Annotated in this window: 25 protein-coding genes and 4 pseudogenes; 16 read left to right on the plus strand and 13 right to left on the minus strand. The window is 43.8% G+C overall.

Going from position 1 to position 21,865, the window contains the following annotated elements; genetic code table 11:
- The 4 genes and pseudogenes from NE638_RS07130 to NE638_RS07145 all read right to left on the minus strand — a co-directional run.
- Positions 1 to 680: pseudogene (locus NE638_RS07130) on the minus strand (ABC transporter permease); the annotation flags it as partial.
- Positions 679 to 882, minus strand: a pseudogene (locus NE638_RS07135) (relaxase/mobilization nuclease domain-containing protein); the annotation flags it as partial. The pseudogenes NE638_RS07135 and NE638_RS07130, both read right to left, overlap by 2 nt.
- Positions 843 to 1,172 (minus strand): plasmid mobilization protein, encoded by a 330-nt coding sequence (locus NE638_RS07140; protein ID WP_002584958.1) that lies wholly within the window; start codon positions 1,170 to 1,172, stop codon positions 843 to 845. The gene NE638_RS07140 and the pseudogene NE638_RS07135, both read right to left, overlap by 40 nt.
- A 201-nt stretch (positions 1,173 to 1,373) precedes the next feature.
- Positions 1,374 to 1,730: a helix-turn-helix transcriptional regulator gene (locus NE638_RS07145; RefSeq protein ID WP_002584957.1), complete on the minus strand. Its 357-nt coding sequence runs from the start codon at positions 1,728 to 1,730 to the stop codon at positions 1,374 to 1,376.
- Positions 1,731 to 2,128: 398 nt separating this feature from the next.
- On the opposite strand from NE638_RS07145, the gene NE638_RS07150 reads away from it, so the two are divergent.
- The 6 genes from NE638_RS07150 to NE638_RS07175 all read left to right on the plus strand — a co-directional run bounded on the left by NE638_RS07150 (position 2,129) and on the right by NE638_RS07175 (position 6,831).
- The gene (locus tag NE638_RS07150) at positions 2,129 to 2,314 is read left to right on the plus strand and encodes a cysteine-rich KTR domain-containing protein (RefSeq protein ID WP_003431289.1); all 186 of its coding nucleotides are present in this window, start codon (positions 2,129 to 2,131) and stop codon (positions 2,312 to 2,314) included.
- Between the two features lie 16 nt (positions 2,315 to 2,330).
- Positions 2,331 to 3,314, plus strand: coding sequence for a 23S rRNA (adenine(2503)-C(2))-methyltransferase RlmN (gene rlmN / locus NE638_RS07155; RefSeq protein WP_002584956.1), 984 nt, complete (start codon positions 2,331 to 2,333; stop codon positions 3,312 to 3,314).
- Between the two features lie 473 nt (positions 3,315 to 3,787).
- Positions 3,788 to 4,225, plus strand: coding sequence for a sigma-70 family RNA polymerase sigma factor (locus NE638_RS07160; RefSeq protein WP_003502131.1), 438 nt, complete (start codon positions 3,788 to 3,790; stop codon positions 4,223 to 4,225).
- On the plus strand, positions 4,209 to 4,451 hold the full coding sequence (locus NE638_RS07165; RefSeq protein ID WP_002604473.1) for a helix-turn-helix domain-containing protein: 243 nt from the start codon (positions 4,209 to 4,211) through the stop codon (positions 4,449 to 4,451). Before NE638_RS07160 ends, NE638_RS07165 begins: the two co-directional genes overlap by 17 nt.
- Positions 4,452 to 4,906: 455 nt before the next feature.
- Positions 4,907 to 5,080, plus strand: coding sequence for a transposon-encoded TnpW family protein (locus tag NE638_RS07170; RefSeq protein ID WP_002604472.1), 174 nt, complete (start codon positions 4,907 to 4,909; stop codon positions 5,078 to 5,080).
- 77 nt (positions 5,081 to 5,157) lie between these two features.
- A complete protein-coding gene (locus NE638_RS07175; RefSeq protein WP_069989194.1) occupies positions 5,158 to 6,831 on the plus strand; it encodes a recombinase family protein in 1,674 nt (557 codons plus the stop codon).
- A 10-nt stretch (positions 6,832 to 6,841) separates the two neighbouring features.
- Here the strand turns inward: NE638_RS07175 and NE638_RS07180 are convergent.
- From NE638_RS07180 to NE638_RS07215, 8 genes and pseudogenes are all read right to left on the minus strand, one after another.
- A pseudogene (locus NE638_RS07180) lies at positions 6,842 to 7,120 on the minus strand (response regulator); the annotation flags it as partial.
- A 148-nt stretch (positions 7,121 to 7,268) separates the two neighbouring features.
- Positions 7,269 to 8,132 carry a nucleotidyl transferase AbiEii/AbiGii toxin family protein gene (locus tag NE638_RS07185; protein WP_003505363.1) on the minus strand — a complete coding sequence of 288 codons (864 nt, stop codon included), beginning with the start codon at positions 8,130 to 8,132 and terminating at the stop codon, positions 7,269 to 7,271.
- Entirely contained in the window at positions 8,133 to 8,726 is a 594-nt protein-coding gene (locus tag NE638_RS07190; protein WP_003505367.1) for a type IV toxin-antitoxin system AbiEi family antitoxin domain-containing protein, read from the minus strand.
- Between the two features lie 88 nt (positions 8,727 to 8,814).
- Positions 8,815 to 9,525: a DUF6040 family protein gene (locus NE638_RS07195; protein WP_138344492.1), complete on the minus strand. Its 711-nt coding sequence runs from the start codon at positions 9,523 to 9,525 to the stop codon at positions 8,815 to 8,817.
- Positions 9,503 to 11,224 carry a MobA/MobL family protein gene (locus NE638_RS07200; protein ID WP_173685576.1) on the minus strand — a complete coding sequence of 574 codons (1,722 nt, stop codon included), beginning with the start codon at positions 11,222 to 11,224 and terminating at the stop codon, positions 9,503 to 9,505. The genes NE638_RS07195 and NE638_RS07200 overlap by 23 nt, the downstream gene beginning before the upstream one ends.
- Complete coding sequence (locus tag NE638_RS07205; RefSeq protein ID WP_005345966.1) at positions 11,200 to 11,505, minus strand: hypothetical protein; 306 nt, start codon at positions 11,503 to 11,505, stop codon at positions 11,200 to 11,202. Before NE638_RS07205 ends, NE638_RS07200 begins: the two co-directional genes overlap by 25 nt.
- Positions 11,505 to 11,819, minus strand: coding sequence for a hypothetical protein (locus tag NE638_RS07210; RefSeq protein ID WP_014080633.1), 315 nt, complete (start codon positions 11,817 to 11,819; stop codon positions 11,505 to 11,507). Before NE638_RS07210 ends, NE638_RS07205 begins: the two co-directional genes overlap by 1 nt.
- Before the next feature lie 144 nt (positions 11,820 to 11,963).
- A complete protein-coding gene (locus NE638_RS07215) occupies positions 11,964 to 12,194 on the minus strand; it encodes a helix-turn-helix domain-containing protein (protein WP_003505382.1) in 231 nt (76 codons plus the stop codon).
- Positions 12,195 to 12,368: 174 nt separating this feature from the next.
- On the opposite strand from NE638_RS07215, the gene NE638_RS07220 reads away from it, so the two are divergent.
- The 8 genes from NE638_RS07220 (at position 12,369) to NE638_RS07255 (ending at position 18,703) form a co-directional block, all read left to right on the plus strand.
- Positions 12,369 to 12,998: a helix-turn-helix domain-containing protein gene (locus NE638_RS07220; protein ID WP_003505395.1), complete on the plus strand. Its 630-nt coding sequence runs from the start codon at positions 12,369 to 12,371 to the stop codon at positions 12,996 to 12,998.
- 86 nt (positions 12,999 to 13,084) lie between these two features.
- Positions 13,085 to 14,380, plus strand: coding sequence for a tyrosine-type recombinase/integrase (locus tag NE638_RS07225; RefSeq protein WP_003505396.1), 1,296 nt, complete (start codon positions 13,085 to 13,087; stop codon positions 14,378 to 14,380).
- A 155-nt stretch (positions 14,381 to 14,535) separates the two neighbouring features.
- Entirely contained in the window at positions 14,536 to 14,841 is a 306-nt protein-coding gene (locus tag NE638_RS07230) for a hypothetical protein (RefSeq protein ID WP_021425049.1), read from the plus strand.
- Between the two features lie 29 nt (positions 14,842 to 14,870).
- Positions 14,871 to 15,266 (plus strand): SRPBCC family protein, encoded by a 396-nt coding sequence (locus NE638_RS07235; RefSeq protein WP_010775277.1) that lies wholly within the window; start codon positions 14,871 to 14,873, stop codon positions 15,264 to 15,266.
- Between the two features lie 26 nt (positions 15,267 to 15,292).
- Entirely contained in the window at positions 15,293 to 15,613 is a 321-nt protein-coding gene (locus NE638_RS07240; protein WP_004612621.1) for a TfoX/Sxy family protein, read from the plus strand.
- A gap of 261 nt (positions 15,614 to 15,874) precedes the next feature.
- Entirely contained in the window at positions 15,875 to 17,020 is a 1,146-nt protein-coding gene (locus NE638_RS07245; protein WP_173745950.1) for an aminotransferase class V-fold PLP-dependent enzyme, read from the plus strand.
- Between the two features lie 32 nt (positions 17,021 to 17,052).
- Entirely contained in the window at positions 17,053 to 18,057 is a 1,005-nt protein-coding gene (locus NE638_RS07250) for an XdhC family protein (RefSeq protein WP_173745951.1), read from the plus strand.
- 91 nt (positions 18,058 to 18,148) lie between these two features.
- On the plus strand, positions 18,149 to 18,703 hold the full coding sequence (locus NE638_RS07255) for an SH3 domain-containing protein (RefSeq protein ID WP_129974831.1): 555 nt from the start codon (positions 18,149 to 18,151) through the stop codon (positions 18,701 to 18,703).
- Between the two features lie 192 nt (positions 18,704 to 18,895).
- Here the strand turns inward: NE638_RS07255 and NE638_RS07260 are convergent, their stop codons facing one another.
- A complete protein-coding gene (locus tag NE638_RS07260; RefSeq protein ID WP_015524777.1) occupies positions 18,896 to 19,375 on the minus strand; it encodes an S-ribosylhomocysteine lyase in 480 nt (159 codons plus the stop codon).
- A 636-nt stretch (positions 19,376 to 20,011) separates the two neighbouring features.
- Here NE638_RS07260 and NE638_RS18405 point away from each other — a divergent pair.
- A pseudogene (locus NE638_RS18405) lies at positions 20,012 to 20,515 on the plus strand (peptidylprolyl isomerase); the annotation flags it as partial.
- A 14-nt stretch (positions 20,516 to 20,529) separates the two neighbouring features.
- Entirely contained in the window at positions 20,530 to 21,735 is a 1,206-nt protein-coding gene (coaBC, locus tag NE638_RS07270; RefSeq protein ID WP_173745953.1) for a bifunctional phosphopantothenoylcysteine decarboxylase/phosphopantothenate--cysteine ligase CoaBC, read from the plus strand.
- Positions 21,736 to 21,865: the final 130 nt, after the last annotated feature.

Raw genomic sequence — 21,865 nt, forward strand, 5'->3', positions numbered from 1 at the left:
TATCGCATCTGAAACGATGTTTTTAAGCAATCCGTCCCGAACGCTGCATCTAAAATCAGAATGTGTATCGTGATCCCGACAAGGAAAGTAACAACGAAAAGTGTAAATGCCGCCAGAATTTTGGTAATTGCTAATTGTTTATGCCCGTATTTGGTGGTTCGCAGGATGCTGTCACCGCCCGTTTGATATTCTCCGGCGAAAGTAGATGCTGCGATTGCCACACACAAAATAGCAAGGAACAAAATATAAAACTCAATATAATCAAATGCATCTTTTGAAATTCCAGAATGAAGATAAAATGGCGTATCAAGTTCTGAATATTTTTCAAGAGCTTTCTGCTGTGCGGTTTCGTTTTCTCTTTGCTCATTCCGCATGACATCCTGTAAATGTTCTGCGCACTTTTCATAATAGGCTCCGTCAATGTCATTCGGGTCAATATCCATTAAATCAGCACCAATGCCTGTTACTGGATCAGCAAACGCTTCGGACAGACCCATCAGCAAGTGACGGAACGGGACGATTTTTTCAATAAATACAGCCAGAGGAAAGCCCTCTTCCTCGACTGGCCCATATTCTCGAACGCAGCTTTGATAAGTTTCCAAAGCCGATTTGATCCTATCCGGGGTCACTTCACCAGCGGATGTTTTATATAAATCTTGTTTGTACTTGATAGCTGCCAAAGGATTGTATCAAGTGCCGCCCTAAATGTGTACCGCGATCTCCGGCAGCTTCCCGCGTCCATGCAAACTCAATATCGGCGGTTTCCAGCCCGCAGCCGAAAGAGGACGCAAGCAGCTTCCCGTCTGTCTTTTCGGGATTTAAGATATAGTCTATCGCAGCCTTTAAGGTTGATTTAATAGGGTGCGTCTTTGTAACCGCCATATCTCGTCCACCGCCTTTTTAATGTCCTCTATATCCTGCCTGTAAACCGTCCCCGTCGCATTGGCGCGTTTTGCAATTTGGTTGATGTTCCGGCTCACCGCTTGCAGTTCCCGGATATATGCTTTTGTGTCGCTTCGGTCAACGACAAGAATATACCCGTCTATCGCCATTTTACGGAAGTATGCCCCATACTGCTTTATGGGAAGCTGCTTCATCTTCTCGTCGATCAGCCGCTTTTCTTCTTCCGTAACGTAAAACTTCATCTGTATATTTCTCTTTCGGTTTTCCATTTCCGCACCGCCTTTCGGTATAAGGGTTTGGGATTATCCCAACAAGCATTTTCCGCAAACGGGTACTCGTTTGCTGTGCTTGCTATCTACTCCATACCCCCACCGAAAGGCGGTATTTGTTGCGCGTTCCTTTGATTTTGGACGCAAAAAAAGATTGCAGCCGCCATGCGCTGCAATCTCCCGATTTCTCATATTGTGAGGTTAATCCTCTGCTTTTTCGACTTCCGTTATCTCCCTTGCTGTTGCGGTTACAATCCGTATGCCTTTATCGCTCATACCGTCCAGCAGCGCGTCAAGCTGCCGCCGCCCGGTGGATTTCTCCGCATTGCTGTTCGGGAAGAAAAATTGATCTACCGAAATATGATACCGGGTTACAAGGTCATAGAATACCTGTAAACTCGGCTGTTGTCCCTTGTTCTCGATATTCGCAAGGTAGCGCGGGGAAATATATAACTCGTCGCTTACCTTTTTGCGGCTCTCGCCGTATTCATTTCTCGCGGCTTTTATAGCTGCCCCGAAAGCCTTAAAGTCGTACAATGGTACGGGTCTTTTTGCCATTTTCATTCACCCTGTTACATTTTACAGTTCACCTTTCTTTTTGGATATGTCCACACAATTCATATCATTAGGTTAAATACTTCCTGTTGTGTATTGACAGTAGACTGATTTTCTGATAAAATAAAATTTATGTAAAAGGAGGCGGCGTTTATGTTGCATAGCATGCGTATTAGATAAGCATTGAAAAAAAGGATTTTCCCATTTTCAACATGGGCTTTTTTGTCATGCTTATTTTGCGGATGCTATACAAAAAACTAACGACGTATAGATATAGTATAGACATAGTGCAAGCTATGCCTTAGTTTTGTTGTACTGCTCTGTGCATTATAAATGCAGGTCAATGCTCATGTTGAGGATTGACCTGCATTTTTTTGTGTAAAAAGGACGAGTGAAATATAATGCTTAAAAAATATTGGATAAAATGTCCGATTTGTAACGGAAAGACGAGAGTTCAAGTATTTCATAATACTGTATTAAAAGATTTTCCTCTTTTCTGCCCTAAATGCAAATTGACGCATATCATTGATGTAGAAAAATTAGAGATTGTAATCAAAAATACAGAAAAACAAACTTTTATTATTTAGAAGAAAGGATATAAAAATGAAACGTTTACCTAAATATACGCCTGCGGAAGTACGGAATGATCCATACGGATTTACTTACAAAGAAATGTCGGAAGTTATTGGCGAGAATGAAGCAAAAGCCTTATATGAAGAATTATATAAGCAATTACCACGCAAAAAAAATCTATCAATGTTGGTAAAAAATATTTGCAAAAGCAGTGATACTGAAAAGTATGTTTACGAACTGAAAGACAACAAATACATTGAAACGGTTTTTATCAAGCGGCGAGATGGTGGAACTGTTTGCGTGAGCACACAAGTCGGTTGTCCTGTTGGTTGTATTTTTTGTGAGTCCGGGCGAAATGGCTTTGTTCGTAATCTAACATCGTCAGAAATCGTACAACAGATTATATTGTTGCGTCGAAAAGTAAACCGTATCGTTTTTATGGGTATGGGAGAGCCTTTATTCAATTATGACAACTTGATAAAAGCAATCCATATTCTCCGAGATAGATATGGGCTCAACTTTCCAACCGACGGCATTACCATATCAACAGTTGGTCCGGTCGATCAATTAAAAAAATTGCGCGAGGAACATCTTAAAATTCAGTTGACAATATCTTTACACGCAGCAACACAATCTGCAAGAAATCGTATTATTCCTCACATGCGCATATATGCTATTGAAGATGTTGTTAAGCAAGCCTTATCCTATTCTGAAAGGCATAATCGCAAAATTGTCTTTGCGTATTTGCTTTTACCGGGTATAAATGACCGGCCCTCAGATGTAAGACAACTTGCAAAATGGTTTCGGGGCAAAAAAGTTATGATTAACGTGTTACAATACAACCCAACAAGCAATTCAAGAATTAAAGCACCACAGAAACGGGAAATAGTTGCATTCAAACATCAATTAGAGCAAGCAGGACTTGAAGTTACTATGAGAGTTTCTCATGGCAGAGAGATTAACGCGGCTTGTGGACAGTTAGCTAACACATATAATAAATTCAAAAAAAAATGATTAAAAGTGCCAGACGCATAGACGCAGAGCCGATAACGCATTAGGTCAAAAAACCTATGTGTTATCGGCTTTTTTATTTAATATTGCGCAAAAGCCGCTGTTCCCTATTATAGAATGGATTGCGGGTAGTGTATTAAAGTCGCCCTTTTTTAAGGATACGGCGGTATCGGGGAGGTATCGCCGTGTCCATTTTTATTTACTGTAACCCGCCTAATGCTTTGCGGTCAAAAAAAGCTATGCTCCGCAAGCGGGATATTCCGGCTATGAGTATGAACTGTCAATACATCTAAATACTTCTTACATTTCCTTTGCGCTCGTCCGCGTCTTGCGGACGGGCGCATTTTGCTTTTTTCAACTTTTTTCTGAAAAACGCACTCAAGAGCCATCTCCCGAACGGGTACGGAGCGAAAGGGGCAGAGAGGACAAGCCCTTAACTCCCGTCCTCTACTCCACGCGGGAAGGAGGTGAACTCTATGGAGCTATCTTCTTCCGACAAGGAAAGAATACAACATCAGTACGACGCATTAGCAAAGAAAACTTTGGTTGGCGAAGCGAAAAGCCACCGCCGCACTCTTGCGAAACGCGCAGCACGCGAAGTACCTTTTTCGGATTTGAGCGAAAGCGAACTCGCGCAGCTTTTCACAACGGACGAATACAAAAGCGATTATTTCCGTTTTCAAGTGTCCGGCTTTGATGTACTCGTCAAAAATGAACTGCTTGCCGAAGCCCTTAACGCTTTGCCCGAAAGGAAACGCGACATTATCCTTTTGTCCTACTTCTTGGACATGAGCGACGCGGAAATTGCTGAACTGCTGAATGTTGTACGCACGACGGTTTTCCGGCACAGGAAATCCGCGCTTGCGAAAATCAAACAGTATTTGGAGGGAAAAGCAGATGATGAATACCGTTAGGAAATCTGAAAATCTGTTGCCGTTCCCTGTCATTTCCGCAGCGGCAAACGGCGACACAACCGCCATGTGCGCGATCTTGAAGCATTACGAGGGTTACATAGCGAAACTTTGTACCCGCACGCTGAAAGACGACGCGGGCAATACCTATTCCTATGTGGACGAGGAAATGCGTAACAGGCTGCAAGTGCGCCTTATTACCCGCACCCTTGCTTTTCATGTAGGATAATCTTTTAGCCCATGCGGGGAGCGTGTCCCCTTTCCACGCTTCCCGTTATGGGCTATTTGTCGTTCCGTAACAGCACATCGGAAACGGTGTACTGTTACAGGCCGACAAAGCCTATTGTTCCTTGACAAAGAAAGCGGCCTTTGGTGCGCAGCATAACAGGCAACGGGTACATTCCGTCTGTACCGAGCCGGGCGGCGGGTACGCCATGACCGCTTTTCCCCGTTGGGGAAAAGTCGAGCGAGAACTACCGCGCCGTAAAACAAGTTTAGCAGCTTGTGGGCGACGACATACAAGGCGGCACAATGATACTCCCGCGTTGAACACCCTCAAAGTATTGCGCGGCGCACCCATAAGCATGGGCCGGGGTGAAACTCCCGTGAGGTTGCAGCTAACAACCGCCCGTTTTGCCTTTTGACGAATATAGTTTATCCATACAGGAAAAGGAGGTTTTTCTAATGGATAAAAAACAGACAATTACAACCGAACGCAAAATAGGGAAAATCACCTATCTTGTTCAAGCGTTGCCGAGTGAAAAGGCAACCGATACAATCCATAAAAAGATTGAAAAACTCATTGTAAAGGATTTGCAGAAAAAGCCCGGAAATCCGGGCTTTTTAGCGTCCGAGTAGTGCATTAGGCGGCGGGATATGGTATAATGATAGCAACACATTATACCTGTTTATTCGGCTGTCGGAAAGGAGGACTAATGTTACAGTCGAATAAAATCACCGCCCTTTACTGCCGTTTAAGTCAAGAGGATATGCAGGCCGGAGAAAGCGGAAGCATACAGCACCAAAAAATGATACTTCAACGCTATGCGGACGAACACCATTTTTTGAACACAAAGTTTTTTGTGGACGACGGATTTTCCGGCGTGAGTTTTGAGCGCGAGGGGCTGCAAGCGATGTTGCAGGAAGTGGAAGCCGGACGAGTGGCGACGGTTATTACCAAAGACCTCTCCCGTCTTGGCAGAAACTATCTGAAAACGGGCGAACTCATAGAGATTGTATTTCCCGAAAACGGAGTGCGCTATATCGCGATTAACGACGGAGTTGACACAGCGCGGGAGGATAACGAGTTTACCCCCTTGCGGAACTGGTTTAACGAGTTTTACGCCCGCGATACAAGCAAGAAAATCCGTGCAGTTAAACAGGCACAGGCGCAAAAAGGCGAGCGTGTCAACGGGGAATATCCATACGGCTATATCCCAGACCCGAACAACCGCCACCACCTTATACCCGACCCGGAAACCGCGCCGATTGTCAAACAGGTTTTCGCTATGTTTGTTAGCGGCGTGCGTATGTGCGAAATCCAAAAATGGCTTGCGGAAAACAAAGTCTTGACGATTGGAGCGTTGCGCTATCAGCGCACAGGACAGGCGCGGTATCAGCGGGCAATGATCGCCCCCTATACTTGGCCGGACAAAACGCTCTATGACATATTAGCAAGGCAGGAATATTTAGGGCATACCATAACCGCGAAAACTCACAAGGTATCCTACAAGTCGAAAAAGACCCGGAAGAACGAAGAAGAACAACGCTATTTCTTCCCAAACACCCATGAGCCGCTTGTTGACGAGGAAACCTTTGAACTTGCGCAAAAGCGGATTGCTACCCGCCACCGCCCGACAAAAGCAGCGGAGATTGATATTTTTTCCGGCTTGCTGTTTTGCGCTGGTTGCGGACATAAGATGTATTACCAACAGGGCGTAAATATCGAGCCGCGCAGGTTTTCCTATTCTTGCGGCGCATGGCGCAACAGGGCAAGGACAGGCAGCGAGTGTACCTCTCATTATATCCGCAAAAACGTACTTCTTGATTTAGTGCTGGAAGATATGCGGCGGGTTTTGCAGTATGTTAAGGAACACGAACAGGACTTTATCTGTAAAGCTACCGAGTACGGCGACATGGAAGCGAGAAAGGCATTAGCGCAGCAGCAAAAGGAACTTTCCAAAGCACAGGCGCGTATGACCGAACTTGACACGCTTTTCCGCAAGCTGTACGAGGACAACGCATTAGGCAGACTGACAGATGAACGGTTTGTGTTTCTAACTTCCGGCTACGAGGACGAAAAGAAATCCCTTGCCGCAAGGATAGACGAGTTACAACAGCAGATCGCAACCGTTACCGAGCGAAAAAGGGATATATCAAGGTTTATTCAGATTGTCGGGAAATACAGCGACATACAGGAATTGACCTATGAAAACGTCCATGAGTTTATCGACCGTATTTTGATACATGAATTAGACCGGGAAACCAACACCCGGAAAATCGAAATCCATTACAGCTTTGTCGGACAGGTTGATACCGAGCAGGAGCCGACGCAAGTTGTCAACCATGACCGCCGTAACATGGTAGATGTAAAAAGTATCGCTATCTAACCCCAGCAAATGTCAGCCCCGTTATTTTATCCGTTTCCTCAATTTTAGCCGTTAGCATTATGATTGGATAAGTGTATTTCTTTCGGATAAGCTGGCAAAGTGAAAAGCCGTTCATATCCGGGAGCATAATATCCAGAATGGCAAGATCAATGTCGCCGCTTTCAATACACGACATGGCATCCGTTGCGCAGTAAAATTTATAAACGACGTAATTTTCGTTTTTCAAGTAGACCTCCAACAGATCCGCTATATCTTGCTCGTCATCTATAATCAATATCTTTTCAGACATATTTTCAACTCCTTTGCTCATATTTCCAATTAAGTATAGCAAATACAACATCTAAATTCACAATGGATTGCCTGAGAAATTATTAAGATTTTCCTAACTTTCGAATTTAGGCAACTCAAAATGCTAACGTAATTTACATATCAGTTTTTTATGTGTCATACATATTCTCCAATATACTTCCATATAATGCACAGATTGACTTCACAATTGCATGCCATGAAATATCAGCAGCATAAGAATAATTTTTTTGATATGTTTTCCATAAGGTCTCCATAACCGGACTTGATTCAATTTCATCAAATATTTCTCTTATATCCTCAGCTTCTATCAGGTCTAATGTTCCCCTTTTTTTGGCTGTAGCCACAAGTGCAGTCCATAAAACTTGTTTTTGGAGTTGTTCTCCATACAACTTTTGTAAAATATAAATATCATAAAAATCTCTCATTCGTGTATTTGTAACGTTTCGACTAACAACAGTTTCCAATTTTTCAGCCAATACCGTTTCCAGATTATATGCCCATACCTCAATAGTGCGGTCTTCAAGCATAAGATTAAATTTGTACTTGATTTCTCTTGGTGTAATTACATCCCCTGTAGAAATATCAATCTTTAATGGTGTGATTACACCATCAAATTTCGTTTCCATGCTTACACGAACACCAGGATAATCTGCTTCTTCCATGATTTCCGATATCCGTTTGACCCGAAATGAAACACCATCGTCCAGTGGAATTGATATAATTTGGGATATAATCATTTCTACATCCTCCACACTAACATTAGTGCCTTTTATGGTAGCATCCAGATCCATAGTAGCTCTGGCATCCAGACCAACCATTGCCGCCACAAGCATTCCACCTTTTAATATAAACTGGTTTTTATACTCTGATAAAGAAATTCGTTCTAAAAAACGTTCCATCATATAATTCCGCATCAAAATCTGTGCATCTGCGGATTTTTTCTTTGACATATTACGAATTAAATCCTTTAATTGTCTTGCCGTTGTTATCATCTAAAGTAACACCTCCAAATATGGTCTAAGTATGTTTTCAACATGAAACATAGCTGCGTATTTCATAAGCATCCGTAAGTTTTTATCCTTACGTTTTGCATATTGTTTCAATGCGTCTTGAAAGACCTGCATTTCAACATTTTTTCTGCTACGAAGCAGATCACAAATTGTTCTCTCCATGTCATAAACGGGAACGGAATGTCCGAATGATGTCTGCATAGCTATGATTCCTATTTCATGTAAATCCTTTTTTACTGTGTACACTTGAAAACCGTCTTCCTGCAAACGACTTGGATTATATCCAGTTCTTACTGTTATGGTGTATTTCAAAGGCTCTCTGTCCGTTAAATCATGAAAAAACAATGCAGTTTCATGAGAAAATACAGCTTGACCACAACGTAAATGCAAAAGGTACATTGCATCTGTCCACGTATCCGGCGATACATACACACCATGAGCAGCTTGTTCTAATCCTCGTTCCTTCACATATGCATAAAACACAGACTTACTAATTCCATTATTTAGAACTTGAAATGTCTGAATTGTCCCTCCACATTCACGCAACAACAAATCTAATTTTTCAAACTGAGTCATATACTTTCTCCTTTCGTGCTAATATGATAATATATATTAGCACGAAAGTAAAGACATATAGTACCAATAAAATATCGGTATTTTTGTTTTAATGATATCCCCTTGTTTCTCGCCATCCCTTTACATACCACCTGATTCCAACATATACCAGTTGCACGAATAATAAGAGAAATAGCAGATTGATTGGCAATGTTATCTTTATCCACTTCCCAAAGTAGATAGCTGTTGCCATGCTTATAAGTATTACCATTATGGTAATCATATCCCAACAGCACTTCTTATATAACTCTGCAATCTTTATCTCTATAAATGCTACAAGTATTCCAGCACCCACCAAACATCCACCGCAGATCAGTATTCTTATCAGCCAATATACAATTCCGGCAACGACAGGATTGGATATTCCATTACTAATCTGTGCCATGTTCTTTCCTGTCAGTATAATCCACCCTGCAATGGTCTGTATAAAAGTGGCGATTGTATCAAAGAATACCACGCAATCAGAAATAAATATTTTTGACCGTATCATCTGAAAAAGAGTAGTTGATACGGAATACCATATCAGCAGAAACATCAATGCTTCATACATGGCTGTTTTTGTTTTATATCTGCCTGCCAGTTTTTCTCTCTGCGTATCATACTTTTCCTTGGCTTTCAGATAAGCTGTCAGGTTACAGTTCCCACACTTTTGATAGAGTACTGGCTTTTCAACCGGTATCTCTACTTTTTTCTGATGAGAGAGTGCATAGTCCCGTTCCTGTTCTGCCTGCCTTAGCTTATCTTGACATTCCTCTGTCATGATTTCGGCAGCGTGCGTTTTCTCTTTCTCTCTCTGCAACAATTCTTTTGTTTTCCTCAAGTCGTTCTTTAAGGCTTGAATGTTCCCTGCTCTGTTCTCGCTGTTTAACCTCTCGTTCAAGGTCAGCGATTCGTCGAGCTGCATTTTCAGTTCCCGGATAGTCCTGTCTTTCTGGTCGAGTTCTTCCTGCATCTGCTCTGTCAGCAGAAGCAACTCTTCCAGTTGATCGTCGCTCTTTGAGTTTCTTAATTCGTTCATCAATCGACCTTCCTTTCTCTAATTGCTGTTCAAGTTCAGTAATTCGCTGTTCTGTTTCTGCAATAGCCGGTTCTCGCTGTTTAATTTCTGTGCCAATTCCTGCCATTGCTGATTTTCGTCTGTAAGCTTCTGTATCTGGTCTGTCTTTTCTTCCAGAAGTATCAACAGTTCTTCTGTATCCGGCAAGATTTGAAGCAGTTCTGATAATTCGCTCTCTAATTGCTGCAATCGTTCTTCCTTCTCCTGAAAGCACATCAGCTTCTCGTCCTTTTCCTGTATTTCCTGAAGCATCTCTGCCATGATATTCTGCTGTTCCTCTATCTGTGTAATCATTGCTTCCATCATGGGAATTACTTCTTTGCTTTCTTCTAATGTCATTCAACCACTCCTTCCATATTGACAATGCACCGGATACCTTACCAAAGGTTGTGATTACCTTTTGCAGTAGTGCATTTTGTTTTTTAATCATCTGGTTTTCCTCTACCTTCCATGAACCATTCCATATCTGTCCGGTGAGATATTTTTCCTCAATCTTTCTTGCATCCGCACCCTCATGAATCGTAGGGATTTTTAATTTGCCCTGTCTTTCATAAGAGCGGTGGTCAATCTGATTGTCTATGGATAAATGCCGGTTACACATCCCAGCCCATTCGCTTCGCCATAACTCACAATTCTTTGGATTATTCCAGCCGGTAGCATCGGTCAGAACCCGTTTCCATTGTTTTCGGTTTCTTGCCCCGACTTTCTGTACTCCGTTTTCATCAAGTACCGGAATGCGGATTCCATGCCGGTCAGGATTTTTCTTATCCTGCCACCAGTCCGGGTGGGATTCATCAACCACGATATTTCCGTCAGTATCTCTGACAAAATCCCAGTCCTTGACTTCTTTGCTGCCCCATGAATGATCCAGATTGAATGGTCGCATGGTTACAAGTAAATGCACATGTGGGTTTCCATCGCCCTTATCGTGTATGCTCCAGTCGACACACATTCCCTTATCCACGAAAGTCTTTTGAATATATTCGGTTGTATAATCAATCTGTTCCTGTCTGCTCCATTCTTTCGGCAGGGAAAATTCAAATGAGCGTCCAAGCTGTGCATCTGCATTTTTTTCTATCTTCAATACCTCATTCCATAGACGCTGTTTCTGAAATGTGATTTTAAACTTTTCCAGTGCGGCATCTTTATCATCCGCTCTTTTATAACGGATAGACTGTTGAAACCTTTTTATATTTTCTTCCGGTACATGCAGCCATTCAGGAGGTGCATTTTCGCACATCATCAGACTGGTGTAGACGACTTCCTTTTTGGAAGTATAGTAACTGATTCTGCCTGTTTCCTCATTCTTCATCACATCTCCATTAAGATATGCCGATGCGGATATGACAGATTTTTCTTTACTGCGCCCGACAATCTTTACTGTAAAGTGAAATATCGCCATGATACGATTCCCCCTTTCTGCCGTATCCGGCATTGATTTCCGACAGCATCTTCTTCTGGTTTGGCAGAAGTGAAGCTGTCGGAACGCCCTCTGCGCAAGAGTGCCCCCTGCGGCATGAGCAGGTCTGGCTGAAAGCCCCGCCGACGGAACGAGCCCGGCAAGCGTAAGCGCAGACCGGTTGCCACTTGTGGCAAACTTATAAGGACGACCTCTGGTTGTCCATAAGTGCGCCCTTCATTCAAAGGCAATGAAGGGAATGGAAAAACCACTCCCTCCGCCATTACACTTCCTCCATATCTGTAAGTGGCTCTTTCTGCATCGCCTTTGAGAAAAACTTTCCGTTTGTTTCCTGCCTTTTTAAGAAGCCTATCAACTTTGGTAAATCTTCCTCCTCAATCGGACAGCCAAGAACCGATTCCACTGCGCCACCAATCTGACAGAGCCTGTGGGTTCGTTTTTTACTTTCCTCTGCTTTCTTTCGCTTTTCCAGTTCCTTCCGCTGTGCAATGAGCTTTTTTGTAGCTTCAATGCTTTCCTGTTCCTTTTTCTCTAATGCACGTATTCTTTCTTCATAAGTCTTTGTTGATTTCGCCATATCGTCTTCATCCTTTCTTTTTCCGATAAACAACAGTTTCCGGTTGCATATCAGGAGAAGCACATGGTATAATCCTCTTGCGTGTAGGTATATCATGGCTTCGGTCTGATAGAACCTTTGGCGGTTTCTTAGGAAGCCGCCTTTTTAAGTTGCCACATTTCTTGTGACAGCTTTTACATTTCCTTTATCCCTCAGATCACGCCCCTCGTTGGCTTCCATGAACTTTTCCAGAATGTCAGTTTTAATAAGGACTTTTCTTCCGACCTTTAATACCGGAAGCTTCTTCCATTCAACCAGCTTTCTCAAAGTGTTTCTGCCAATTCCTGTATAGTCGGCTGCTTCCTCGATGGATAATGCAATCTTTCTTTCCGTCATCTTGTCACCTCCTTATAAATTGCATTATGCAATTTTTGTTGTGCTGTTAGTATAGCGGTTTTATATTGTGTTGTCAAGCGTTATGAAATTTTAAAAATAATTATTATATTGCATATTGCAATTATGTGAGGTACATGCTATAATTCATACATACCGAAAAAGGAGGCAATCAGCATGAAAGATAAAGAACTACGCAAGCTGATAGGCAGCAGGGCAAAACAGCGTCGTCTGGAATTAAATCTGACACAGCCTTATGTTGCAGAGAAGATGGGAGTTACAGCTTCCACAATCCTGCGTTATGAGAATGGTTCGATTGACAATACCAAAAAGATGGTGCTGGAAGGTCTTTCGGAAGCACTTCATGTATCTATTGAATGGCTCAGAGGGGAAACCGATGAATACGAAACCGATATTACGGATAAGAAAGAATTACAGATTCGTGATGCAATGGGCGATATTCTCAAACAGTTACCTCTCGACCTTAGTAAAAAGGAAGATGCTTTTTCCAAAGATTTACTGCTGTTGATGTTAAAGCAATATAACCTGTTTCTGGAATCATTCCAGTTTGCCTGCAAGAATTACAAGGGCAACACGAATGAAGCTGATATTGCAAAAGTAATGGGGTTTGAATCGAATGATGAATATAACGAGATTATGTTTCTCCGGGAGATCACCCACACTGTTAATGCCTTTAACGACATGGCAGATATCGTAAGGCTTTATTCCAAGAAACCGGAAATGGCAGAACAAAGGCTTGAAAATCTTTTATCAGAAGTTTTGTATGAGGATTCCGATTCGGTATAGAACGACAACCGGAGTTATGATATACTTACACGCAAGAAGCATTTCATCAGTTCCGATTGTCTGATATCGAAAGGAGACACACGATTATGGCAAAAGGATCTGTAAGAAAAAAAGGAAAGAAATGGTACTACCGCTTCTATGTAGAAGATGCAAGCGGCAATCTGGTTCAGAAAGAATACGCTGGAACAGAAAGTAAAAGTGAAACGGAAAAACTGCTCCGTCAGGCAATGGACGATTACGAAAGCAAGAAATTCATTGCAAAGTCGGAAAATATTACAATTGGAGAATTACTTGATATATGGGCAGAGGAAGAATTAAAGACCGGTACGCTCAGTAATGGGACAGTCCAGAATTACCTCGGTGCCATTACCAACATCAAGAAGCATCCAATTTCAGAGAGAAAGTTGAAAAATGTAACATCTGAGCATTTACAAGCCTTCTTCGATCTGCTTTCCTTTGGTGGCACTTATCCAGATGGTTCAGAAAGAAAAGGTTATAGCAAAGATTACATTCGTTCTTTCTCGGCAGTATTACAGCAGTCATTCCGATTTGCAGTATCACCAAAGCAATATATCACTTTCAATCCGATGCAGTATATTAAGCTGAAATACCAGACGGATGAGGTTGACCTGTTTTCCGATGATGACATGGATGGCGATATACAGCCAATTCCACGAGAGGATTATGAAAGACTGATTGAATTTCTACAGAATTACAATCCACCGGCAATACTTCCAATCCAGATAGCTTATTATGCAGGACTTCGTATCGGTGAAGCCTGTGGTCTGGCATGGCAGGATGTGAATCTTGAAGAACAGTGCCTTACAATCAGACGCAGTATCCGATATGATGGTTCAAGGCACAAGAATATCATCGGACCAACCAAACGAAAAAAGGTAAGGATTGTTGATTTTGGAGATACACTGGCAGAGATTCTTCGCAATGCCCGAAAGGAACAACTTAAAAACCGAATGCAGTACGGAGAACTTTACCATAAAAACTACTACAGAGAAGTAAAAGACAAAAACAGAGTTTACTATGAGTTCTATCATCTGGACGGAACAGAGAATGTTCCAGAAGATTATAAGGAAATATCCTTTGTCTGCTTAAGACCGGATGGAAGTTTGGAACTGCCAAGCACGTTAGGAATTGTTTGCAGGAAGATTGCTCAGAAACTGGATGGATTTGAAGGATTTCATTTTCACCAGTTGCGACACACCTACACAAGCAACCTTCTGGCAAATGGAGCAGCACCAAAGGATGTGCAGGAACTGTTAGGGCACTCAGATGTCAGTACCACCATGAATGTCTATGCACACTCTACAAGAAAAGCCAAGCGGGAATCTGCAAGGTTACTTGATAAAGTGGCAGGCAATGACTAAATAAAACTTTCCCTTATTTCCCTTACGATTATCTCATAAGGGCAAAAATAAGGGAAAATACATATCGTTTCGCTAATGCACAGGCTGGAAAGCCTGTAAAATAGGGAAAGTTAGAAATATATTTCGGCAAACTTGAATTGATGGAGGGATATATTATGATAGGCTTTAGTATAATGATGTGGTTCTGTTCTGCTCTTCTCATATTTGTTAGTTTTTCTCTATTAAAAGGAAATTATTCTTCTGTTCATGGCAAAGTATTTGAAACCACAAACGACAGAAAAGGATATGCAAAAGCATTAGGAAAGCCTGTTTTATTGATAGGAATTTGTCTTTTGTTCTCTGGAGTGATTGCAGTTATATTACCGAAAGATTATGCTATTTCTATTGCAGTTATATTTATATTATTTATAGCTGTTATTTGTAGTATATGGCTGTATAAGATTCAAAAAAGATTTTCGTAAATCCCAGTTTGAAAAGGGGAAATGAAAAAGTGGCAATTTCAAATATAAATACAATTATTAGTAATGATATTCAAAAAGTTTGGAACATTGTTTTAGCTGTTGATAAATATAACTCATGGCGAAGTGATTTGAGCAAAACAGAAATAATAAATGACAAACAATTTATTGAATACACAAAAAATGGATATGCTACTACATTTACCGTTACCGTTGCAGAACCATATAAACGCTGGGAATTTGATATGGAGAATAGCAACATGAAAGGTCATTGGATTGGTGTTTTTATAGACAAAGGGAATGAAACACAAATAGACTTTACAGAAAATGTGATACCTAAAAAGTGGTTTATGAAACCTTTTGTAAAAACCTATTTGAAAAAACAACAAAAGCAATTTGTTCTGGACTTAAAGAAAGCATTGGAATAATAAAATTCAAGATTGGAGGGTTGGAAATGGCTTCAAGTAAAGATTATTTACAATTTGTTTTAGAACAATTATCAGAATTACAAGAAATAACATATCGTGCAATGATGGGAGAATTTATTATTTATTATCGTGGAAAAATCGTTGGCGGTATATATGATGATAGGTTACTTGTAAAACCAACAAAGTCTGCAATTTCTTATATGCCGACAGTTACTTATGAAATTCCATACGAAAACGCCAAAGAAATGTTATTGGTGGAAGAAGTTGATAATAAAGATTTTCTGACGGGGTTATTTGATGTGATGTATGATGAACTACCAACGCCAAAACCTAAAAAGAAAAAATAAACAGCTTCTAGTTTACAATTTCATATCCATATACACAAAGCAGTTAGTTTTAGGATTGACTGCTTTTTAAAAAGACACCATTTAGGTGTAATGATGTCTTTTGGGTGTTATTTTATAGGTCATATCAAGGCTCATTCAATCGTGGTAAATTCGTGGTAAAATGAGTTTTTTCTATACTTCAAAATACTTGAAAGTATAGTGTTTATGCGGATAATCGAAAATTAGATATAAAATTTCTAAACAAATCACAAGGAGGATGAAATGATTTATCTGGATAACGCGGCTACAAGCTTTCATAAGCCGGACTGTGTGCCGTGTGCTGTGGTGGAAGCCATGCAGCATGCAGGAAACAGCGGAAGGGGCAGCAGCGGCGAAGCAATGGCAGCCTCAAGGCTTATTTTTAATACAAGATGCCAGATCGCAGAGATGTTTGACGTATGGGGACCGGAATGTGTGGCCTTTACATCCAATGACACGGAAGCGCTCAATATCGCCCTGCAGGGAACACTTCATCCAGAGGAGGAAACTATCCATGCAATCTGTACGGAGATGGATCACAACAGTGTGCTCCGTCCGCTGTACCGCCTGGAAAAAAAAGGCATGAAGCTTACGATCCTGCCGGCAGACCGCAAGGGACGGATCTCCCTTACGGAGCTTGAAGCAGCCATCCGTCCGGAGACGAAGGTGATCGTCTGTACCCACGCCTCCAATCTGACAGGAAATCTCAATGATATCCACGCCATCGGTGAGATCGCACAGAAGCACCAGAAGCTTTTTATTGTGGATGCTGCCCAGACAGCAGGAGTATTTCCGATTTCCATGAAAAAAGATCATATAGATATTCTTTGCTTTTCCGGACATAAGGGCCTTATGGGACCCCAGGGCACAGGCGCCATCTGCGTTCGGCCGGGGGTATCTGTGGAGCCTCTGAAGGTAGGCGGAAGCGGCGTCCTCACCTTTCAGAGAGAGCATCCGCAGGATATGCCGGAGACACTGGAGGCAGGCACCCTGAACAGCCACGGGATCGCAGGTCTTGGCGCAGCCATCAGCTGGATTACCGAAATTGGAACAGAACAGATCCGAAAAAGAGAGCAGCAGCTGATGTGGCGTTTTTATGACCAGGTAAAGGAAATTCCGGGAGTCACCCTGTACGGAGATTTTTCCAGGGAAGAACGCTCCCCTGTGGTGACTCTGAATATTGCAGGGATGGACTCGGCAGAGGTGGCCATGGTCCTTGATGAAGAGTACGGGATCAGTGTAAGAGCCGGCGGCCACTGTGCACCGCTGATGCACAAAGCACTGGGAACCGAAAAAACGGGAGCTGTCCGCTTTAGCTTTTCTTATTTTAATACGGAAGAAGAGGTGGACACTGCTGCCAGGGCGGTAAAGGAGCTTGCCGCGGAATAAACAGCGAAAGACGGACAGAAAGGACACAAAGCATGTATCAGACAATATATGATGTGGTAGAAAAAAGAGGGCGTGTAAAAACAGGGATCCTTCTGAACGGAAAGGATGCCGGGCTGAAATATCTTTTGGAAGAAAGCAGCTTTTTTTATCCGAAGAGAGCAGAAAGAAATAAAGAAGCAGAAGAATTCCTGAAGGCTTCCGTGGAAGCAGCTGTGGAAACCGGCGTTGTGAAAAACGGAGACCGGGAGATATTTGTGGAAACCTACGAGAAGAATCCCAGGCTGATCATACTGGGTGGCGGCCATGTTTCTCTTCCGGTAGCAGAGATCGGCAGGATGCTGGGCTTTCATGTAACAGTCATGGATGACCGGGAGGAATTTGTGACGGAGGAAAGATTTCCCATGGTAGATGAGAGAATCTTTGGAGATTTTGATACCCTGTCCGACAGGATCCCTCCCTATGAAAATGCCTACTATGTAGTGGTGACACGAGGCCATCTGGGAGATTCCGCCTGTGCAAGAGCGATCCTTAAGAGACCCTTTGCATATTTCGGAATGATCGGAAGCAGGACAAAGGTGCGGATCACCAGGGAAAAGCTCCTGAAAGAGGGCTTTATGGAGGAACAGCTGGATCAGATCCATGCCCCCATCGGACTTCCCATCGGAGGACAGATGCCGGCTGAGATCGCCGTGAGCATCATGGCAGAGATCGTGCAGGAAAAGAACCGGCATTTCCGCACCTACTGTGATGAGGAGGTGGAGGCAGCAGTACGCCGCAGGACACCGGGAACCATGGTCACGATCATCGAGAAGAAGGGCTCCTCACCAAGAGGAACTGGGAGCAAGATGTTCGTATTCCGGGACGGAAGCACGGCAGGAAGCATCGGCGGCGGAAAAGTGGAGTTTGAAGCCGGAAAACACGCAGTAAATATCCGAAATACGGAAACAAAGGTTTACGAGCTGGGACAGGGGGCAGGAGATCTGGGAATGATCTGCGGCGGAACTGTCCGGGTGCTTTTTGAGCCGGTAAATATGTGAAAGAACCGGCCAGGACTTGCATAATATTGCAGAATCGTGTATATTGGACGCAGAGAATTTTTTACCGGCGTATAAGGAGGAATCAGATAACATGAAGAAAAAATGTATTATGGCTTTGATAATAGGCGCGGCTTTCCTTGCACAGGGCTGTGGATATGAGGAAGGAACCGATGCAGTGGTAACAGTAGTAGATTCCACACCGACGCCGGAGCCCACAGAGAAGCCGAAGGCAACTGCAACACCTACACCAGAAGCAGCGGCAGCAGATTCCACAGCAGACGGAACAGCAGCGGCAGCGGATTCCACGGCAGACGGAGCAGCAGCGGCAACAGATCCCGCAGCACAGACAGCAGCTACGGAGCAGACCCCAAGCGGCATTAACGTACAGGCACAGGATGCTACTTACTATGCAGTGGAGGGTGTGAATTTACGTTCTGACGCCAACGCAGAGGCAGAATTTGTGGCAGGTGTCCTTTCCGGAGAATCCCTGAAGTGTACCGGTGTCTGTGACAATGGATGGATTCGTGTGGATTATAATGGCCAGACCTGCTACGCATCCGGTGATTATGTCAGCACAACACCGCCGGTGGGCGCAGTGGCAGCAGATACTACCGCAGAAGATACTACCACAGAAGCAGCACAGTAGAGCACAGACTACAGGCTTTGACCAGATCAGGGAAATCCTGATCCTGCTTTAATTGCAGATATCTCCTTGATATAATAAAAAACAGGCAACTGTATCCGATGAAAGAACATCGATACAGGTAGCCTGTTTTTTTGTTTCGGCATATAGTCCGTTCAGAACACAAGGATCATGCCAGCGGATCGTACCCGCAGATCATTCCGGATAAACAAGACGGTCCGGCTTGATATCGTAGAGAACCTCGTTCAGGAATTTCTTTGCCAGATATTTTGCCATGCCAAGGTTCATATCCAGATAATTTCCGCAGTCCTTGGGAGAAGCTCCCGGGATCTCACCCTCAAAATCGCGGATAAATTCAAACATCTCAATCATCAGCGGAACGATATCTCTGGATTCATAATCCCCGTTAAGAAGAAGATAATTTCCGGTACGGCAGCCCATAGGACCCCAGTAAATGACCTTCGGGCCAAATTCCTTATGGTTCCGCAGGAAGGTAGCTGCCAGATGCTCCATGGCGTGAAGCTCGGCTGTGTTCATAACAGGCTCCTCATTGGGAGAAGTCATACGGATATCGAAGGTAGTGATCACCTGATCTCCAACCGGATCCTTACGTGAAACGTATACGCCTGGCTGAAGCTTGATATGGTCAATGGTAAAACTTGTGATCTTTTCCATGTTGATTCCTCACTTTCTTATATGTACGGAGCCCATAATAAGCTCCATACATGATTTTAGCAGAGAACCGGAAGAGATACAAGGCAAAACAAAGGGAATCCTGCACCTGGTTCCGTGCAAAGTTGACTTTATGAAAAGATGATGTTAAACTGAGAAAAGCTTACAGGGGGGAGAGTGAAAAGCTCACCTGAAAATGCCGGAACAGGCGTTTTCGGGATCTGATAAGGAGGACTTATAAATATGAAACGTAAGGTTTTAGCCGTATTATTTGCGACAGCTCTTACCGCAGGAATGCTTTCCGGATGCGGAAGCACAGACAGTACTTCTGACAAAGCAGACCAGAAGGAAGAATCTCTGGAGAAAGAAATCTCAGAAGGACAGACTGGCGTAGATGAAGAGACAGCAGCCAATGCAGTATCCGAGGAGGAGGCTGAGGCGGCAGGCTTTTCAGACCATGAAGAAAGCGCCGATGATCAGGAGGCTTCCGGTGATGCAGCGGACACCTCACATGAAACCGAAGCTTCTGCAGACAGCTCCGCAGACAGTACAGAGGATACAGACAGCGCAGACGGAGAATTTTCCGATGGTTCCGAGGATGCACAAATGGCAGGAACAACTGTGATCGATACCAGCCAGCAGCTGACAGGAACCCATCATGCTGCCATCACTGTAAAGGATTATGGCGAGATCGATGTAGAGCTGGATGCAGACACCGCACCCATCACATTCACAAATTTTGTAAAGCTGGTACAGGACAATTTTTATGACGGTCTGACCTTCCACCGGATCATTGACGGATTTATGATCCAGGGCGGAGATCCAAACGGAGACGGAACCGGCGGAGCAGAGGATACCATCAAGGGCGAATTTTCCAGCAATGGAGTGAAGAACGATATTTCTCATGTAAGAGGAACCATTTCCATGGCCCGCAGCACAGATCCGGACAGCGCAAGCTCTCAGTTCTTTATCGTACAGTCCGATTCCACACATCTGGACGGCGACTATGCTGCATTCGGACACGTGACCTCCGGGATGGACATTGTAGATCAGATCTGCAAGGATGCCAAGCCGACAGACGGCAACGGAACCATTGCAAAGGATCAGCAGCCGGTGATCGAGAGTATCCGTATGGTTGACTGACAGGAGGGAGAAGGATGCTGAAAGGGAAAACAGTGCTTCTTGGCATCACAGGAAGTATTGCTGCATACAAGATCGCATATCTGGCAAGTGCATTACATAAGCTTCATGCAGATGTCCATGTACTGATGACAGAGAATGCAACGAACTTTATCAATCCGATCACATTTGAAACACTGACCGGGAATAAATGCCTGGTGGATACCTTTGACCGGAACTTTCAGTTCCAGGTAGAGCACGTATCCATTGCCAAGAAGGCAGATGTTGTGATGATCGCACCGGCCAGTGCAAACGTGATCGGAAAGCTGGCCAACGGCCTTGCGGACGATATGCTCACCACTACGGTAATGGCCTGCAGATGTCAGAAGATCCTTGCACCAGCCATGAATACCGCCATGTATGAGAATCCCGTGGTGCAGGACAATATCCGGAAGCTGCAAACCTACGGATATGAGGTGATCACACCGGCCAGTGGCTACCTGGCATGCGGGGACACCGGAGCCGGAAAAATGCCGGAGCCGGAAACCCTTCTGGAATATATCCTGAAGGAAGCCGCCTTCCAGAAAGACCTTGCCGGCAAAAAGCTCCTGGTAACGGCAGGACCTACCCAGGAGGCCATCGACCCGGTCCGCTGTCTCACCAACCATTCATCCGGAAAGATGGGATACGCCATTGCAAAAATGGCCATGCTCAGAGGAGCGGAGGTTACGCTGGTAAGCGGACCTACTGCCATTGAGCCGCCCCTTTTTGTGAAGGTCGTACCTGTGACATCCGCCAGAGATATGTTCGAGGCAGTCACCGGTTTAAGTGATGAACAGGACATCATCATCAAGGCTGCCGCAGTGGCAGACTACCGTCCGAAGCAGGTCAGCGAAGACAAGGTTAAGAAAAAAGACGATCAGGTTTCCATAGAGCTTGAGAGGACAGACGACATTCTGAAATATCTGGGCCAGCACAAAAAGCAGGGCCAGTTCCTCTGCGGATTTTCCATGGAGACCAGAGACATGCTCCGCAATTCCAGAGCCAAGCTTGAGAAGAAAAACCTGGATATGGTGGCAGCCAACAACCTGAAGGTAGAAGGCGCCGGATTCCAGGGAGATACCAATGTCCTGACTCTGATCACACAGGACGAAGAAGTGTCACTCCCGCTTATGAGCAAGGAGGATGCAGCGTTAAAGATCCTGGATAAGATCCTTCTGCTTACCACAAAGGCAGAAGCATAGCTACAGAGCCGGTCAGAGAGCCGGTTTTAACAACGAAAAGCGGAACAAAAAGATCACCGCTTTCCATCACCGTATTGTATCCGCAGAAAACGCCGGGAAATGCTGTATTTCCGGAAATATTCACAGAGCG

It is taken from the genome of Blautia sp. MSK.18.38, assembly GCF_024460535.1.
GTDB lineage: Bacteria > Bacillota > Clostridia > Lachnospirales > Lachnospiraceae > Blautia_A > Blautia_A fusiformis.